Source organism: Peijinzhouia sedimentorum, from assembly GCF_049340005.1.
GTDB lineage: Bacteria > Bacteroidota > Bacteroidia > Cytophagales > Cyclobacteriaceae > CAXBDP01.
Map to the genome: position 1 here is coordinate 183056 of NZ_JBMPIY010000005.1, position 18001 is coordinate 201056.

Sequence of the window (18001 nt, forward strand, 5' to 3'; positions counted from 1 at the left end):
GTTTGGTTCAGACTGGTGTGGGAAAATGTAAAAATGAGTTTTGATTTGCCTAAATTTCAAGTGATGTCGAAAGAGAAAATAAAGGGAAGTGATGCAATATCATTGTTGAAGCTGGGTAAAGTGGGAGAGGATTTTCTCGGTAAGCTGCCAATGATTATCTACACAATTAATCTTCAGACGAAAGAAAACACCTATTCCAATAAGTATTTCTATGGAATGCTTGGCTATAAAAAGGATGAGTTTTACAGCAAGCCTGTAGGGTTTCTATTAAAACAGATACACCCTGAAGATAGATTGAGGGTGTGGAAGCATTTTCAAGAGTTTGTGCTAAATAGTGTAGATTCTGTTAAGGAAATTCAATTTAGAATAAAGCAAAAGTCAGGTAAATATATATGGTTGCAGTCTAGAGATTTGCCATACGAAACTGATGAAAGTGGCCAAGTAGTTAGTGTAATTGGCTTTGGACAAGATATTACAAAGCTCAAAGAGCAGGAGTTAGAATTGAGGATTTCTAAATTATTGACTGACAAAACTATCAATAGCATAGACCAAGTAATATATGCGATGGATATGTCAGGCAAGTTATCATTGATCAGTAATAAAGCGGAAATTGTATTTGGCGCTTCATCAAAGGAGTTGATTAAGAAAATTGATTGGCTAGATGAATTTATCCTTCAAAAAGATTTGCCTTCGAGAAGAAAGGCTTTCTCTGAGTTAAGTGACACAGGTAGTTTTGTATTAGAATATCAGATCAAGGACAAAAATGGAGAGCTTAAATGGATTCAAGAGTCAGCAAGACTATATCCCGATGAAATTGATCTGAATCAAAAACAAATATTTGGAACTTTTGAAGATATTACTTCTAAGAGAAGAGCGGAAGCTCAATTACAAGAAAGCAGACAAATTTTTGAATTGGCAGCAAAGGCATCAAACGATGGGCTTTGGCAATGGGAGCCAAGTACAGGTAAATTTTACTACTCAGACAGATGGAAAGAAATACTAGGATATGATGGTGACGAGCTAGCAGATGACTTGGCAACTTGGGAAAGCTTGATACATCCGGACGAATTGAAACAAGCGAGGGAGGAAGCATTATCTGCACTAAAAGGCCGTGACAATCGCTATATTTCATTTCAGCGAATGCGCCATAAAAAAGGCCATTGGGTGTACATTATTTCCAGAGGTTTTCTAATCAGAAATGAAAACGGGTGGGTGGAAAAATTGGTTGGAGCCATCACGGATATTTCTGATATTAAAAAGTCCGAAGAGAAAATTAGAATATCAGAAGAGAAACTGAAAGACGCACAAAAGCTAGCTAAAATTGGTTCCTGGGAATTTGATGCAACAATAGGGAAAATAGATCTCTCGGATTCCTTTTTTGAGGTATTTGGTATCATGGATAAAGATGTGAGGAATCAAATTATTGACGATGATAATAAGTTCTATGAGTTTGTGCACCCTGAGGATCATGACAAACTAAGATCCGTACTTCTTAATTTTACTGATAACAATAACGATTGGGAAACGGAGTATCGAGCAATAGTTGGTCACAGAATTATTTTCATATCCTCTCGCGCTCATTACGTATTTGGACCTGATGGAAATTTGGAAAAAATTCTAGGGACCATTCAGGATATCACCGAACGTAAAATGAAAGAACTAGAACTGCTTTTTGCCAAAAAGGAAGCTGAGGATGCTTCCTATGCAAAAACGCAGTTCTTAAATATAATGAGTCATGAAATACGGACCCCCCTTAATGCTGTAATTGGGATGTCCTATGTGCTATTGAAAGATCAGCCTAAGCCTGAACAAATTGAGAATTTATCAATTCTACGTAAATCTGCAGAGCATCTTTTGGACCTTATTAATAATATTCTTGATTTCAATAAAATTGAATCAGGAAAAGTGAGGTTCGAAGAGGAACCTTTGAGAATGCCTGAGTTTTTATCCTCAGTTCACAAAGGCTGGCTTGCTTTTGCACAAGAAAAGGGAATAGAGTTAAATCTGATAAGCGATGAAAAACTGCCCGAATTTGTGCTTGGCGATGAGGGCAGGCTGACACAAATTCTCAATAATCTAATTAATAATGCGCTTAAATTCACAGAAGAAGGTTCAGTAACTATTAGAGTTGAAGTGCTGGAAAATTTAACGAAGAAAGTATCCATCCGATTTTCTATTGAGGATACTGGGATTGGAATTGCGAAATCAAAGCAAAACGAAATATTCGAAATATTTTCTCAAGTATATTCCACACATTCACGGAGATATGGTGGCAGTGGCTTAGGATTAGCTATTTGCGCTAAGCTTCTTGAATTTCAAGGTAGCAAGGTGAATGTGGAAAGTGAAGAAGGGGTAGGTTCCAAGTTTTACTTCGACCTTACTTTTAATAAAGTAATCGAATCTAATATCCCAAATGAATGGATGGAGCCTCGAATTGAGGGATTCTTAGAAAGTCTTGCAGGGCTAAAAGTACTTGTGGTGGAGGATAATAAAACAAACAGACAAGTAATCAAGTTATTTTTAGACGGATGGAAAATCGACTACAGGTTGGCAGAAAATGGACTGGAAGCTGTAAAAATGGTTCAGAATTTTCGTCCAGATATCATTCTAATGGATATTCAAATGCCTATTATGGATGGCTATGAAGCTTCAGAGAGAATTCGTCAATTAGAAGATCCTTATTTTCACAACTTGCCGATAATTGCTCTTACAGCCTCTACAATGATGGATAGTCGCGATAGAATCATTAGCTCAGGTTTGGACGGTTATATAGAAAAACCTTTCAATCCTGAGAAACTTCACAAAATTTTGTCGAGTTATAAAAAGTGAAATGTTAATTCATTGAATTAAACCTCCCGCTTATTCAGTCATTTTAGTTAATTTTGCACAAATTTTAAGGAAGCTCTATGTTCGACAGTCTCAGTTCCAAATTAGATAAAGCATTTAAGACCCTCAAAGGTCAAAATAAGATTACCGAAATCAACATTGCCACCACTGTGAAAGATATTCGCAGAGCATTGGTCGATGCCGATGTTAATTATAAGGTTGCAAAAGATATTACGGACAAAATTAAGGACGAAGCACTTGGTAGAGATGTCCTAATTTCTGTTTCTCCCGGTCAGTTGATGACCAAAATTGTGCAGGAGGAGCTTACCCAGCTAATGGGTGGCACTAAGTCCGATATTAACACAAAAGGTGATCCAGCCATTATCCTTATCGCTGGTTTGCAAGGTTCTGGTAAGACTACATTCACTGGTAAATTAGCTTCCTACCTCAAAAAAAATGGTCGCCAAGTATTATTAGCAGCTTGTGATATTTACCGTCCAGCGGCTATCAATCAGCTTCAAGTTTTAGGTGAGCAAATAGGAGTAGAGGTATATGCTGAACCTGAAGTAAAAGACGCAGTAGCTATTGCCAAACGTGCAGTAGAGCATGCTAAGAAAATAGGAAAGAAAATTGTAATCGTCGATACTGCTGGTCGTTTGGCGGTAGATGAGCAGATGATGAATGAGATTGCTGCTCTCAAGGATTTCCTTAAGCCATCGGAAACGCTTTTCGTTGTGGATGCTATGACTGGTCAGGATGCTGTAAATACAGCGAAAGTCTTCAACGATCGATTGAATTTTGATGGTGTTGTCCTTACCAAATTAGATGGTGATTCACGTGGTGGTGCAGCTATTTCTATTAAATCTGTTGTAAATAAGCCCATTAAGTTTATTTCCACGGGTGAGAAAATGGAAGCTCTGGATGTTTTCCACCCGGAGAGGATGGCAAGCAGAATCCTTGGTATGGGCGATGTGATTTCCCTTGTAGAGCGTGCGCAGCAGGCTTTTGATGAAGATGAAGCGCGTAAGTTGAATCAAAAAATGCGTCAGAATCAATTCGATTTTGATGACTTCCTCAACCAATTGCGTCAGATCAAAAAGATGGGTAATGTAAAGGATTTGATGGGAATGATTCCTGGCATGGGTAAAGCCTTAAAAGGTGTAGATATTGATGATGATTCTTTCAAGCCGGTAGAATCCATGATCTTGTCCATGACGCCATACGAAAGACAAAATCCTGATGTGATAAATGGAAGTAGAAGAAAGAGAATTGCAGATGGTGCGGGAAGAAATATTACGGAAGTGAATAATCTTTTGAAGCAGTTTCAAGATATGCGTAAAATGATGAAGACCTTCAATAAAATGGGTGGTGGCAAAAGAGCATTATCTGCCATGAATCCTTTTGGTAAAAAGTAATTCTATTGAATTAGAAATTTGGAATAGAGCGGGAGGTTGTCAATTTTGACAGCCTCTTTGTGTTTTCGAGCCAATTATATTAAGTGATTACTTCACTCAAAGTTTTTCTAATTCGGCCTGTAGTTTCGCTACTCGTTCTTCAATGCTCTCCGAACTCAATCTATCTCTCAATCGATCTACCATTATTGGGAATGCAAATGGCCCGGGTTGTAAAGTGTTTTTAATCACAATTTTCTGTTGGTTTATCCTATGAACAGCCTCAAATAGACGGGTTTTATTAATTTGCAGATTGATTACTTCCTCCCGCGCTTGTTTCAAAAGCAGGTTTTCAGGATCGTATTCTTCAAATACATCGAACAGTATTCCGCTACTTGCGTGAAGGTGTTTGAAGGAAATATTTTTGCCAGGAAAGCCTTGAAAAATCAATCCTGCAATTGTAGCAATATCTCTAAAACGACGCTTTGCGAGGTCAGTATTATTAATCGTATGGATTAAATCATCATCCAAATTTTCCTCACTAAATAGATCCAACTCCAATGCATCTTCAATAGGTATGGGAATATCTGAAAGTAGCTCAAAGCCATAATCGTTCATGGCTATAGAAAAGCTAATAGCTTGACTTTGGGAAATCCGATAAGCAATAATTGAAGCGAGGATTTCGTGTATAAATCTACCCTCAAAAGGGAAAATAAAAACATGATATCCTTCTTTGGTTCTTAATTTTTCAATTAGCAAGACGCTCTGTTCGGGAATAATAGATTGAGTTTGCTGCCGAATGAGCAATGGGGCAATAGTTTTCAATTCTATATCATTTGCTTGATCATGATATGCTTCTTGCAGTTTATTTCGAATCAGATTTGATAACAGTGAAGATAAATTCATCCTCCCGCCCATCCAACGTGGCACTGTGTTAGTCTTCCGTTTTGATCTTTTTACAAGTACCGTTAAGTCTTTCACCTGTATGAATTCCAAGCTTCTCCCTGCAAACCAAAATACATCTCCTTTTTTGATCAGGGAAATAAAACTTTCTTCAATTGTACCTAGAAAACCACCAGTCAAATACTTCACTTTCAGGATTGGATCGCCGACTATAGTGCCCATCGAAAGCCTATGGCGCATAGCTGTTTTTCTATTTTCCACTCTAAAAATTCCAATTTCGTCAGGCTCTATTTTGCTAAACTCCTCATAGCTACCCAAACTTTCTCCACCACTAATAAGAAACTGCAAAATCCAGCTCCATTCTTCGTTTTTTAGGTTTTGATAGCAATAGGTGCTTTTCACCTCTTTGAAGGTGTCGTTTGGATCAAACCCGTCGCCAATGGCCAATGTCACCAGATATTGGATTAGTACATCGAAGCAATTGATCAATGGTTTTCGGCCTTCCATGAGTCCTTCATCTATTGCATTACGGAGTGCCGCAGCTTCAATCAATTCTAGCGAATGTGTTGGTAGAAAGTAAATTTTGCTTGGTACACCCGGTTGATGGCCTGCTCTACCCGCGCGCTGTACAAAACGAGCAATTCCTTTTGGTCCACCAACTTGAATGACCGTTTCGACAGGTCTGAAATCCACGCCCAAATCGAGACTACTTGTGCACACAACTAATTTCAGTTTGCCTTGATGCAGGCGGTCTTCCACCCAATTGCGTATGGTGCTGTCTAGCGAGCCATGATGCATCGCCACCAAACCCGCCAATTGCGGCGCCTTTTCCATTAATTGCTGATACCAAATCTCCGTCTGAGACCTGGTATTGGTAAACATCAGCGTGCTATGGCTTTTTTCAATGATTGGCAGAATTTTATCGAGCATTTTGATACCCAAATGACCTGCCCAAGGATATTTTTCGATTTCATCCGGCAAAATGCTTTCAACTTCGATTTGCTTTTTAATATTTGAACGGACGAATTCTCCACCGGAATTTGGGCCTAAAAGCACTTCCATTGCTTCCTCCATATTACCAATGGTTGCAGAGATTCCCCATATTTGGAGCGTTCTTTCAGCGAGGTTGGAATCAGCGGTAGGTTTGGCGTATTTCTTTAAGCGTGAAAGAGCCAGCTCTAACTGAACGCCTCTTTTTGTACCCAGCAATTCATGCCATTCGTCAGCGACGATACATTCCAGATTTTCGAACCATTTGGAAGCCCCTTTTTGGCTGAGGAGCAAGTGCAAACTTTCTGGGGTAGTGATCATCGCATCTGGTGGATTTCGCTTTTGTCTTTGGCGCTCCTTAGTGTCGGTGTCGCCAGTTCGCATGGCTATTTCCCATGGGAGGCCTAACTCATGCACTGCTGATTGCATAGCAGCATGTATGTCAGCTGATAATGCTCTTAACGGCGTTACCCAAATAATTTTAAGCCCTTTTCGGTAAGTGCGCGTATTATTGAGGTAGGGAAGAAGGCAACCTAACCAAATCGCATAAGTTTTGCCACTGCCTGTAGGAGCATTTAATACACCGCTTTTTCCACTATAAATAGCTTCCCAACAGGCTTCTTGAAATGCTTGACTCTTCCAATTTTTTGTTGAAAACCAATCTTTTAATTTGCCTAAGGAATCGCTCATTGATTGATAAAAAAGCAGATGATTAAGTTACGAATTCCTTAAACGAACATTGTATTTCATGCAATGTTTGTTCTCATTGATTATTTCTCAATCTCCTTTTTCCACAAAATAGCTTCTGCTCTAAACACTGGGTCAGCTGCTTGCAATAGCTTTTGCTTTAGACGAGGATTGAAATCAGGATGATCTGCCAAAAACTGACGAATTAGGTCAGCAGCTTCCTTGCTATTATGCCCGCTAAATGAAGCATCAAGCCATGCCTTCGGAAAGAAAATATCGCCTGTGATTTGAATTTCTTCTAGTAGCAACAAAGCTTCCGGTAGATATTCCAGTCCTTGAGTTTGTCTGCTTGGATGATTCAAATAGCCCATTGCTTGCGTTACCCAAGGTTCATATTGGCGATTTTCCGCATTTTTTAGTGATTCAAAGAATGCATTTCTGACCTCAATGTTAGGACTAAGTGCTTGGCTTACAAATTCGAATCGTTTGCGATTGTCAGGGTTTTTGATTCTTTCTGGTTGCTTTGCGAGTATTTCTTCTGTCGCTTCCACCTCCCTCAATGCGATCGCTGCCGCAAGTGAGGTGACATCGCTTTCGCTAAGACTAAGTCCCAAAACAGGTTTTTCCTCCCGCCACCATTTTTCCATGTTTTTGGCTGCTGCCTCACTTATAGCCATTCCTGTATAACTTGAATACCAAGTGCTTTTATCCCCTTGTGCTTCTGTTGATTCCCATTTATCTAGAATGAAACTTTCCCATTCCGTAGCGATTTCTTCTCTCTCACTTTCTCTCAAATATCTCCAATAGATAGACGAAACCATTCCTAATAACCTACTAGTTATCTGCTGCTCAGTTTCTACAGTAAGCCCTTCTTTGAAAATCGTAATTGCTTGAATTGGCGAATACTCATTATTCAATACACTTTCATACAAATTGATGTAGGCTGAAGCTCTTAAAATGGGGTCTTCGAGTGCCGGGATAAGGGAAATTGATTCGTCCGATAGAGGAAAATATCCATATCCCATTCCATCAGCATTTGGGATAATGTAAGAATACTCTTGGCTGAGTGGAATGGAAAAATTGGCATTTTGAATATCAACAGTTATATCCTCCCGCTTACCTGCATTAATGAGCGCAACGGTGAAAATCTGCGGGAGGAATTTCCCATCTGGATGATTTACAATCAATTGACCATTTTCTTGCTTAATTTCTATCTTTGGAAATATAGCATCTTTTACCCATAATTCACTCCAAAGCTTTATGTTCTCATCACTTTGCTCATCGAGTATTTCCACCAAATCATCCCATGTTGCATTACCATGCCCAAAGGTCAAAAGATATTTTTGTAAGGCTATTTGAAATTTATCTTCACCAAGTTTAGCCTCTAATTGTCTCATCATTATAGGTGCTTTTTGATAAATTATTGGTCCGTATAGATTGCCTGCTTGCTTGAGATTTTCTAATTCCTGCTGGATCGGATGCCTACCTTCAGTGCGATCTACACTCATTGCTGCGGGGTGATGGGCGAGTAAAAACCTAAGGTTGTGATTGAGTTCTGGAAATGCAGGATTTACAATTTTGGCAGCCATAAAGTTGGCGAAAACTTCCTTCATCCACACATCATCGAACCAGTTCATCGTCACCAAATCTCCAAACCACATGTGTGCTGTTTCATGAGCAATAAGACTTGCCCTGCCAAGCAATTGCTGTTGGCTCGCATTTTCATCTTGCATTAGGCTAGATGCTCTATATTGGATAGCTCCAACATGCTCCATACCACCATATTGAAAAGGTGGAATCAGCGCAAAATCAAATTTCTGATATGGATAAATGATGCCTGTGTAATCTTCAAGCCAATTCAGAGCTTGCCTATGTAATTTGAAGATTTCCGAAATATTACGTGTGACTTTTGCGCTATCACTTTCACGATGTAACATGGTCATTGCTCGGCCACCGTCGGCATTCGTTACAGATTGGAAATTACCTGCAACAAATGAAAATAAGTAAGTTGGAATTTTTTCGGTTTCTTTATACTGGATCGTTGTTCTTCCATTTTCTGTGGTTTTGCTCCGCAATGGCCCATTTCCCATTGCCTCCCATGCTTCTGGAATTGTTAAGGAAAGCGTGTATTTGGCCTTCATATTCGGCTGATCGAAGCTTGGAAATAAGGTTGATGCGCGATCTGGAACGAGCAATGTGTATAGAAAATCTTCACTGCGATTGAGTGATCTTTCGCCTGCTTCAAATTCTATTTTAATAGCATTATTACCAAGCTGCAAAAATTTACCACTTACAATGATATGTTCCTTTTCATGGACAACCTCAATGCTTTCGCCATTGGCAGTTACGGTTTTCACTTTTTCTGCGGTCTCATTAAAATCTATTGGCAATTGGTCTATTTCATTCAAAAGGTCGAAAGAAATATTAACACTAGCAGGGATTGGATTTTCATTATTCTTAGGAATGTCAAAATGAAGTTGATAAGTTACATTTTCTAAATTTGTTTTTCTGAATTGGGCAAGCTCCCAAGATATACCTGGTTCAAGTGCAGGACTTTTAACTGGGCTTGAACAAGCAAATATGGTAATTGATAATAGGAGGAGGAGTATGTTTCTCATAGAGGCATAATTTGAGAAAAGGTAATAAAAATATCTGTTGGGTGGAAGTAGTATTTTAGAAGAGGCGGGAGGTGAAATTATTTGCCATATTGATCTAATAATTCCTGTAAGTCAGCGAGCTTATTGGCTTCGGTTACTTTTTTATCGTGTCGCCAGCGGAGGATTCTAGGGAATCGTAGTGCAATTCCAGATTTGTGTCTTTTTGATTCTTGAATTCCTTCGAATCCAATTTCAAAAACTAATGCTGGAGTAACCGTACGTACTGGACCAAATTTCTCAAGGGTATTCTTTTTTACATATTGATCTACTTTCCTGATTTCTGCATCTGTAAGCCCGGAATATGCCTTGGCAAAAGGTACAAGTTGATCATTATCCCAAACGGCCAAAGTATAATCGGTGTAGAGATTGGCGCGTCTGCCATGACCTTTTTGAGCATAAAGCAAAACTCCATCGATGGTTAAAGGAGCAATTTTCCATTTCCACCAATCACCTCGTTTGCGGCCAGTATGGTATGAAGAGTTTTTATGTTTTAGCATAAAGCCTTCAGCCATATATTCTCTAGATTTTTTATGGAGTTCGCTTAGGCTATCCCAATTACTGGCTGGCACTGGCTTAGATAAATTCCATTGATAGTGCTCCTCGAGTTGAGCATCTAATTGTTCTAAATGTTTTCTGCGAATTTCAGTAGTTTCAGCGCGAAAATCTTCTCCTTCAAATTCGAGCAGATCATAAGCCATAAAAGCTACTGGAGCATCTTGGAGTAGTTTTTTACTCACTGATTTTCTGCCAATTCGAGTTTGTAATATGCCAAATGGAAGTGGGACTCCATCTTTGAACGGAATGATTTCGCCATCCAAAACAGTTCCATTTGGTATGGAATTTAAAAGCGGATGGAGTTCTGGGTATTTATCGGTTACTAACTCTTCACCTCTTGACCAAATATAGAACATATCCTTCCGCTTGATCAATTGCGCCCTTATGCCATCCCATTTCCACTCAACTATCCAATCTGCTAATTCGCCTATTTCATCTGACTTTTTATCTAATGAATGAGCTAAACAAAAAGGGTATGGTCTTGACAGATCTTCATTCAAATCTTCTTCTAAAATCAACTTTTGAAAAGTAATGAAATAGGGGTCCCAATTGCCCATAAGCCGATGCGTGATTTTAGCAGACTCAATTTGATACAAGTCGGCAATAGCTTTGATTAACAAGTTTTGAGAAACGCCTACTCTAAAGCCACCAGTGATCAATTTTGTGAATACGAATCGCTCTTGCTGTGTCATTTTATGCCAAGAATTGATAATGGCATTTTTCCGTTCCAGCTCATCTAGTGGAGAAAGTGCCGAAAGAAATCCCATCCATTCACTCAGAGTTCTATCCTCCGTTGAACTGCTATCGGGGATAAGCAAAGAGATGGTTTCAGCTAAGTCTCCCACCACATTGTAGGCTTCATCGAATAGCCAATCTGGCAAATTGGCCAATTCTGCAGACCATTGTCTAAGTTGAGTGGTTTTTACAACTCTTTTGGGTTTGCGTGAGGTAAATAGTGCAATTGCCCAAACCTTATCAGCATCAGAAACTCTCTCAAAATACTGTTTGAGAGCAGCTACCTTTTCAGTGGTTTTGTTTGTTTGGTCTAGTTGTAAAAATAGTTGAGCAAAGGACTTCATTTAGTTTTAAACTTAGCAAAAAGTTAATAGTTTATCTTATATAAAAATTGGCTAAAATTGCATTATTAAAATTTAGAAAAGCCAATGGATATTCAATATATATTTGAGCTTTGTGGAACATTTGTATTTGCCATTTCTGGTGCATTGGCGGTGCAACACCGTGAGCACGATTTGTTTGGAGCGGGTTTCACAGGCTTTATTACAGCTATTGGTGGAGGTAGTTTGCGTGATATTTTACTTGGGAGCTATCCATTAGCTTGGATTGGCGATATCAATTTTCTCTATGCAATATTGGTTGGAGTTTTAGTCACTTTTGTATTTTTTAAAATGGTAAATAAGCTCCGTCGCACCATGTTTCTGTTTGATACATTGGGTATTGGCTTTTTTACTGTTTTGGGAGTTGAGAAAGCTCTTTCTCTTGGAGTCAAGCCAGAAATTGCTGCAATTATGGGAATGTTTTCTGCTGTAATGGGTGGTGTCATTCGAGATACATTGACCAACGAAGTTCCAATACTTTTCAGAAAGGAAATATATGCATCGGCATGCCTGGCAGGAGCAATTATGTATCTTTTATTTAATGAATTAGGGATGGCTCGTGAGTATAATTTGTTTGTTTCTATGAGCATTGTGGTGGCTATTCGATTATGTGCTGTAAAGTTGAAATTAAGTTTACCAAGGTTGAATTAATCAAATTTAAAAGTATTTGAATCTTTAAGAAATATATTGCGTACACTAATAAATTAGGTGTTTATTAATGTGAATTTGATTCTCATTAATATTATTAAATCACTGCTTCAATACTAATGAATGTAGTTTATTTAGATTAGGTTTTTGTTTGATAGGATTTACCCAATATTTAAAACTTTGGTTATGAAAAATAAGTTATCATTTCTATTCATGCTTCTTTTTATGGTATTTCAGTCACTTGAGTCTTTCTCGCAATTGACTGGTATTGGATCCGTGATTGATGTAAATGGAAATAAAACTAGAATGAACTATAGAGCTGGTGAAGCAGTGTCAAATGATGCAATTCTTAAACCCTATTTGAGTGAAAATTACCGAGAAGGTGTGGTTACTTTTACTGATGAGTCAACAAAAAAAGGAGCATTTAGATATAAAGTTGATGAGGAGTTGCTTGAATTTCAAGACGAGTCAAAAAATTACGTTAGGAATACTATCCTGAAATTTGAATGGTTAAATCCCGATACAGGTAAAATTGAATATTATGAAAATTTAAAGAAGATTTGGCCAAAATCTGAGTATGGTGGGTTTGTAAGAAAGATTAGTGATAAAGTAATGGCTAAGGCCTTGATAGATTATGTAGCTCCAACGCGTGATCCCAGTTTCGATATGGGGGATCCTAAATCTTATTTAGTGGTAGCAGAATATTATTTTGCATTCATTGATGGTAAACTGGTGGAATTGCCTAAGCCTAAAAATGATTTCTTCAAAATTTTTGGTAAGCATGAAAAGGAGGTGAAAAAGCAAGCCTCTAAAGCTAAATTAAAGCATACTAGTGATGAAGGAGTTATTGCTATTATTGATATTTATGAATCCTTAAACAATAAGTGAATTTAGGAACTTCTAAGTGATTTGTAATCCAAATTGAAATTTCGGTTTGGGTTTTATTTTAGAGATTTAGTTCTTAAAATTATTGTTGATTATTTCTTTCCAAACCTTACCTTTCTCCTCCAATATCTCAACCAATCTAAATTGGTTTCTGGCTCGTATTAGATTATGATTTTCGTATTGTGTTGGATAATATACATCTCCATTTAGGTAATCGGTCAAAAAGCGTAAGCCAATAATTAGGCACATATATTTTGCCCCATTTAGCAATTCTTCTTTTTCATCCTTAGTTATAAGGGTTTTTACTTCTGTTGAATATCCTCGACAAATAGCTTCAAAATATTGTTCGTCAATATTTATTTCACCTAAATTTTCACAATCCTCGTTTGCAGCATTCGATATGGTTCTTACCATATCGCCAAAGTCGAATAGCATGCTTCCTGGCATTACTGTATCTAGGTCAATTACACATTTTACCTTTGGTATACCGCTGTAAAACAATATGTTATTTAGCTTGGTGTCGTTGTGTGTGAGGCGAGCTGGTGTAATCCCGTTTTCAATTTTCTGGGTAATTGATATTAAAAGTTTACTTCTCCTTTGAGCAAATTCAACTAATCCCGTCGCTTCCAATTTTCTATTTGGATTTGCTTTAATTAAAGCTTTTTCAAACTCATTCCATCTCCTTTTCCCATCATGAAAATCAGGAATGGCAGAATGTATGGAAGAAAGCGGGAGGGAGGAAAGGATTTTTACAAAGCGTCCAAATCCCTGAGCTGCTGCGAAGGCATATTCGCTGTTGGGAGCTTTATCAAAACTCTCGCTGCTGTTAATCCATTCAAAGGCACGCCAATAATGAGCATTTTCTTTAAATAAGGTTTTAGAAACTGATTTCCTGAGCTTTAGAAAGCTCATTCCTAAATCATCAAGATCAGATGAGTGCGTGAAATGCTCCTCAATTATTCTCAAGTTATTTTGCAATTCATCCACCATTGGAAATACATTGCTATTAATTCTTTGCAGGAGCATTAAATCAGTTTTACTTCTCAACTGAAAAGTTTGATGAATATGTCCTGAGCCAATTTTTTGAAAGGATTCAATTGATCCTTCTAAATTAAAATGATCTGCGAGTTGAATTAAAAGCGGATTGTCAAGCTCAATGATTGAATTAATACTCATCATTCAATGCAAATGTGGGCTTGCGATTAATCCATTGTCCTCTTGTAAAATCTGGAAATTCTACCGCACTGCTTCCTTTCTCTATTGATATTTCTGAAAGCGGAGATATTGCACTCCATGACGCAGCGTCATAGGCATCGAGTGGAGTTGGCGCTTTCCTTTTTACAGCTTCAATAAACGCGTGAATTACAAAAAAATCCATTCCACCATGTCCTGCACCGATTGCTCTTTGCTCATATTTCTTCCAAAGCGGGTGATCATATTTCTCAAAGTAGCTGGAAGTATCTTCCCATCGGTGAGCTTGTGGACTGGTACCTTCAAGATAGATTGATTTATTTAAGTCCATCCAAATACCTTTTTCGCCCTGAACTCTAAATCCCAGTGAATAGGGTCTTGGTAAATTAGTGTCATGTGTTACGATAATAGTTTCGCCGAGAGCTGTCTTGATTTGAGTAGTAACTACGTCGCCCAATTTCCATCTCACTTTAGCATTTGGGTGATTTTCACCTCCTTTGTCAACTATATAATTGTGCAAGCCTCGACTTTTTGAGGCCATAGAAACCAAGGAAACAAATCTATTGCCTCGGTCAATATTCAAATAGGTGGCTATTGGCCCAATTCCGTGCGTAGGATATAAGTCTCCATTTCTGTAAACAGAATGGTTTGTTCTCCATTTGGCTTCGCTAAATCCTTTTTCACCAAACTCCACTCCACCGCCATAAGCCTGCTTGCCATTATTGAATTTCACTTCCCGTAAATCATGCTGATAGCCACATTCAAGATGAATCAATTCACCAAACATGTTTTGGCGGACCATATTCAGCACGGCCATTACATCTCTACGATAACAAACGTTTTCCAGAATCATGCAGGGCATTCCGGTTTCTTCATAGGTATTTACTAAGTCCCAGCATTCTTCTAATGTATTTGCTGCTGAAACTTCGATGCCAGCGTATTTTCCATGCTTCATTGTGGCTACAGCCATTTTGGTATGCCATTCCCAAGGTGTGGCTATTATTACCGCTTGTATATCCTCCCGCTTCAGTAAATTGAGATAGTCGAAATCATCCTTGCCATAGATTTCCGGTTTTGTTTTACCTGCTTTCTGAACCATATCAAGTGCTAAATTGGTGGCAGCAGGGTCAATGTCGCATATTGCTTTTACGGTACAGTCATCTCGTCTTAATAGCAAATCCAAATGGTTTCTGCCTCTTAAACCTACGCCAATCAGGCCTATGCCGACCAATTTGTCATCTTTTTTATCTGCAGCAAAGCTAAATTGAGGCATACTTGCAAGCCCAAGTCCCAATCCAGCAGCAGCAGTTTTCTTGATAAAATCTCTTCTATTATCTTTCATAAGTTTGGTTTAAGTAAATTGAAAATCGACGAGAATTAGCTTTTTACATAAATGGTATTTGCTATTGCCTTTACAAAGTAAAATTCTGCCAAATCTAATTTCGTTAAAGCAATATTGGTAAATATAAGTTAGACCTTTAGAATGTGAAATCGAAATTACATTTTGTGGTTGTTGAAGATTCGTTAATAGAAGAATTATTGCTGAATGTGAATGGATTGTAATAAAGAATTTTATTCTAAGTTTAGAAATACCTACTTTTGTGGCTCAATTTTTCCAAGCATCAATTTCTCAATATGTCCATTGTAAAAATCTTTGCCGGAACGAATTCTCACGATATGGGTCAGAAGATTGCAGAATCTTATGGTACATCTTTAGGAGGGTTGACAATTTCTAAATTTAGTGATGGAGAAATGTCTCCAAGTTTCACTGAGTCTGTACGTGGGTGTCATATTTTCATAGTACAATCTACCAATCCTCCCGCAGATAATTTGCTGGAGCTTTTGTTGATAATTGATGCTGCAAGAAGAGCAAGTGCTAAGTATGTGACGGTTGTTACTCCATATTATGGATATGCAAGGCAGGACAGAAAGGATAAGCCAAGAGTTTCAATTGCAGCTAAACTTGTTGCAAATTTGATTACCTCGGCTGGTGCAGATAGAATTATGACTTGCGATTTGCATGCAGGCCAAATTCAAGGGTTTTTTGATATCCCGTTAGATCATCTGGATGGCTCATACATTTTCATTCCTTATTTGAAGAGTTTGAAATTGGATAACTTGATTTTTGCTGCTCCAGATGTAGGTGGAGTCGGCAGAGCTCGTTCATTTGCAAAGCATATGGAAACCGAAATGGTGGTTTGTGATAAGCATAGAAAAAGAGCTAATGAAGTAGCCTCTATGCAAGTGATTGGAGATGTAGAAGGGAAAAATGTGGTGTTGGTAGATGACATTGTTGACACAGCGGGTACAATTTGTAGAGCTGCTCAACTTTTGAAAGAAAAAGGAGCAATTTCGGTAAGAGCTATTTGTACTCACCCAATATTATCGGGTAAGGCTTATGAAAATATCGAAAATTCTGTTTTGGAGGAATTGGTGGTATCTGATTCGGTTACTTTAAAGCAACCATCTGATAAAATCAAAGTTCTGTCTGTTGCAGATATGTTTGGAAAGGCAATTGGTTCGGTGATTGATGACCGAAGCATAAGCTCTTTATTTATTTGAGTTTTTTTAATTTTTAATTTATATACAAATGAAGTCAATTGAGATTATAGGGTTTAAAAGAGCAAATCTCGGCAAAACCGAAGCTAAGCAGCTTCGTCTAGACGGTAATGTGCCATGTGTGCTTTACGGAGGTGATTCACAAATTCATTTTCACACACCTGCGATTCTTTTCAGAGAATTAGTGTACACTCCAGAGGTACATTTAGTGAAACTTAATGTTGAAGGCGATCTTTATGAAGCAGTTCTTCAAGATATTCAGTTTCACCCAGTAAGTGAAATGATTCTTCATGCAGATTTCTTATTGCTGAAGGCTGGTAAAATTGTGAAAATCGATATTCCTGTGAAGTTAACAGGTACTGCTCCAGGTGTAATTAAAGGTGGTAAGCTTCAAATCAAATTGAAAGCAATGAAGGTTAAAGGTCTTCCAAAAGATCTTCCTGATTTTATTCCAGTTGATGTAAGTAAGCTAGATCTTGGTAAGTCAGTGAAAGTAGGAGAGGTTGAAGTTAAAGACCTAGAGGTTTTAACAAACTCACTTGTTACGATTGCTACAGTAGAAATACCTAGAGCTCTTAAAGGTAAAAAAGGTGACACTGAAGAATAGTATCACAAGTCTATATAAAAATCCTGCTTCATGCAGGATTTTTTTTGTCTAAATTTCAGCATTCATTCCTTTAAGATTCGTTTGAACTCTTTTTTGAATTGCTATTAATGGTTTTTAACTATTTGATAATGAAATATTTAATTGTTGGGCTAGGGAATGTGGGTGTGGAATATGAGCTCACTAGACATAATGCAGGCTTTTTGGTGTTAGATAGATTGGCCGATGAGCATAAGACAGATTTTAGTTTGGAGCGATATGCGCATAAGGCAGAAATAAAGGTGAAGGGCAAGAGTATTCATCTAATAAAACCAACTACTTATATGAACCTAAGTGGAAAGGCAGTAAATTATTGGATGCAAGAACTTAAAATTCCTATTGAGAATGTGCTTGTAATCACTGATGATATTGCCTTACCATTTGGCAAATTGAGAATGCGACCAAAGGGATCTGATGCTGGGCATAATGGATTGAAAAATATTGCGGAACTGCTCAAAACACAGGAATTTGCAAGACTACGATTTGGTGTAGGGAATGATTTTGCAAAAGGAAGGCAGATAGATTATGTACTTGGGAATTTCCCAAACAAAGAGCTGGATGAGATAGTACCTATTTTGGATAAAGCCTGCCAAATGGCGATCTCATTCTGTACTGCCGGCATTCAGAATACCATGAACAATTTTAACGATTAATTATATGCATCATATCATCCATGCTTCTGTACAGTTTGTGCCGATTTCAACAGAAAATGAACCTTATGCGCTTATAGATAAGGCTCTCGAAGTATTCCAGCAATCAGGGTTATTTATCCAGATTGGTCCACTTGAGACATTTATAGAAGGCACATATGAAGAGGTGATGTCTGTCATTGCTGAAGCCAAAAACACCTGTCTCCAAGCAGGAGCTCAGGAATTGGTAATTAACCTGAGGCTCCATTGCAAAAGAGACTTTGACGTGTCTATTGAAGAGAAAATTGGCAAGTATAAATAA

The 18001-nt window shown here is 38.0% G+C and carries 13 protein-coding genes; 8 read left to right on the plus strand and 5 right to left on the minus strand.

Going from position 1 to position 18001, the window contains the following annotated elements; genetic code table 11:
• Positions 1–63: 63 nt before the first annotated feature.
• Together ACOXY8_RS09540 and ffh are read left to right on the plus strand one after the other, a co-directional pair.
• Complete coding sequence (locus tag ACOXY8_RS09540; RefSeq protein WP_458331350.1) at positions 64–2829, plus strand: PAS domain-containing protein; 2766 nt, start codon at positions 64–66, stop codon at positions 2827–2829.
• 77 nt (positions 2830–2906) lie between these two features.
• A complete protein-coding gene (ffh, locus tag ACOXY8_RS09545) occupies positions 2907–4241 on the plus strand; it encodes a signal recognition particle protein (RefSeq protein WP_458331351.1) in 1335 nt (444 codons plus the stop codon).
• 96 nt (positions 4242–4337) lie between these two features.
• Here ffh and ACOXY8_RS09550 read toward each other — a convergent pair whose 3' ends face one another.
• From ACOXY8_RS09550 to ACOXY8_RS09560, 3 genes are all read right to left on the minus strand, one after another.
• Complete coding sequence (locus ACOXY8_RS09550) at positions 4338–6800, minus strand: ligase-associated DNA damage response DEXH box helicase (protein ID WP_458331352.1); 2463 nt, start codon at positions 6798–6800, stop codon at positions 4338–4340.
• An 80-nt stretch (positions 6801–6880) separates the two neighbouring features.
• Complete coding sequence (locus ACOXY8_RS09555) at positions 6881–9415, minus strand: M1 family metallopeptidase (RefSeq protein WP_458331353.1); 2535 nt, start codon at positions 9413–9415, stop codon at positions 6881–6883.
• Positions 9416–9492: 77 nt separating this feature from the next.
• Positions 9493–11088: an ATP-dependent DNA ligase gene (locus tag ACOXY8_RS09560; RefSeq protein WP_458331354.1), complete on the minus strand. Its 1596-nt coding sequence runs from the start codon at positions 11086–11088 to the stop codon at positions 9493–9495.
• A gap of 84 nt (positions 11089–11172) precedes the next feature.
• Between ACOXY8_RS09560 and ACOXY8_RS09565 the strand changes: the two genes are divergently transcribed.
• A complete protein-coding gene (locus ACOXY8_RS09565) occupies positions 11173–11775 on the plus strand; it encodes a trimeric intracellular cation channel family protein (protein ID WP_458331355.1) in 603 nt (200 codons plus the stop codon).
• 183 nt (positions 11776–11958) lie between these two features.
• Entirely contained in the window at positions 11959–12660 is a 702-nt protein-coding gene (locus ACOXY8_RS09570; protein WP_458331356.1) for a hypothetical protein, read from the plus strand.
• Positions 12661–12726: 66 nt separating this feature from the next.
• Here ACOXY8_RS09570 and ACOXY8_RS09575 read toward each other — a convergent pair whose 3' ends face one another.
• Both ACOXY8_RS09575 and ACOXY8_RS09580 read right to left on the minus strand, forming a co-directional pair.
• Positions 12727–13836, minus strand: coding sequence for a phosphotransferase enzyme family protein (locus ACOXY8_RS09575; protein WP_458331357.1), 1110 nt, complete (start codon positions 13834–13836; stop codon positions 12727–12729).
• Positions 13823–15190: a Gfo/Idh/MocA family protein gene (locus ACOXY8_RS09580; protein ID WP_458331358.1), complete on the minus strand. Its 1368-nt coding sequence runs from the start codon at positions 15188–15190 to the stop codon at positions 13823–13825. Before ACOXY8_RS09580 ends, ACOXY8_RS09575 begins: the two co-directional genes overlap by 14 nt.
• Positions 15191–15483: 293 nt before the next feature.
• On the opposite strand from ACOXY8_RS09580, the gene ACOXY8_RS09585 reads away from it, so the two are divergent.
• The 4 genes from ACOXY8_RS09585 (at position 15484) to ACOXY8_RS09600 (ending at position 18001) form a co-directional block, all read left to right on the plus strand.
• A complete protein-coding gene (locus ACOXY8_RS09585; RefSeq protein ID WP_458331359.1) occupies positions 15484–16410 on the plus strand; it encodes a ribose-phosphate pyrophosphokinase in 927 nt (308 codons plus the stop codon).
• 28 nt (positions 16411–16438) lie between these two features.
• Positions 16439–17014: a 50S ribosomal protein L25/general stress protein Ctc gene (locus ACOXY8_RS09590; protein ID WP_458331360.1), complete on the plus strand. Its 576-nt coding sequence runs from the start codon at positions 16439–16441 to the stop codon at positions 17012–17014.
• Positions 17015–17142: 128 nt separating this feature from the next.
• The gene (pth, locus tag ACOXY8_RS09595) at positions 17143–17703 is read left to right on the plus strand and encodes an aminoacyl-tRNA hydrolase (RefSeq protein ID WP_458331361.1); all 561 of its coding nucleotides are present in this window, start codon (positions 17143–17145) and stop codon (positions 17701–17703) included.
• Between the two features lie 4 nt (positions 17704–17707).
• Complete coding sequence (locus tag ACOXY8_RS09600; RefSeq protein WP_458331362.1) at positions 17708–18001, plus strand: thiamine-binding protein; 294 nt, start codon at positions 17708–17710, stop codon at positions 17999–18001.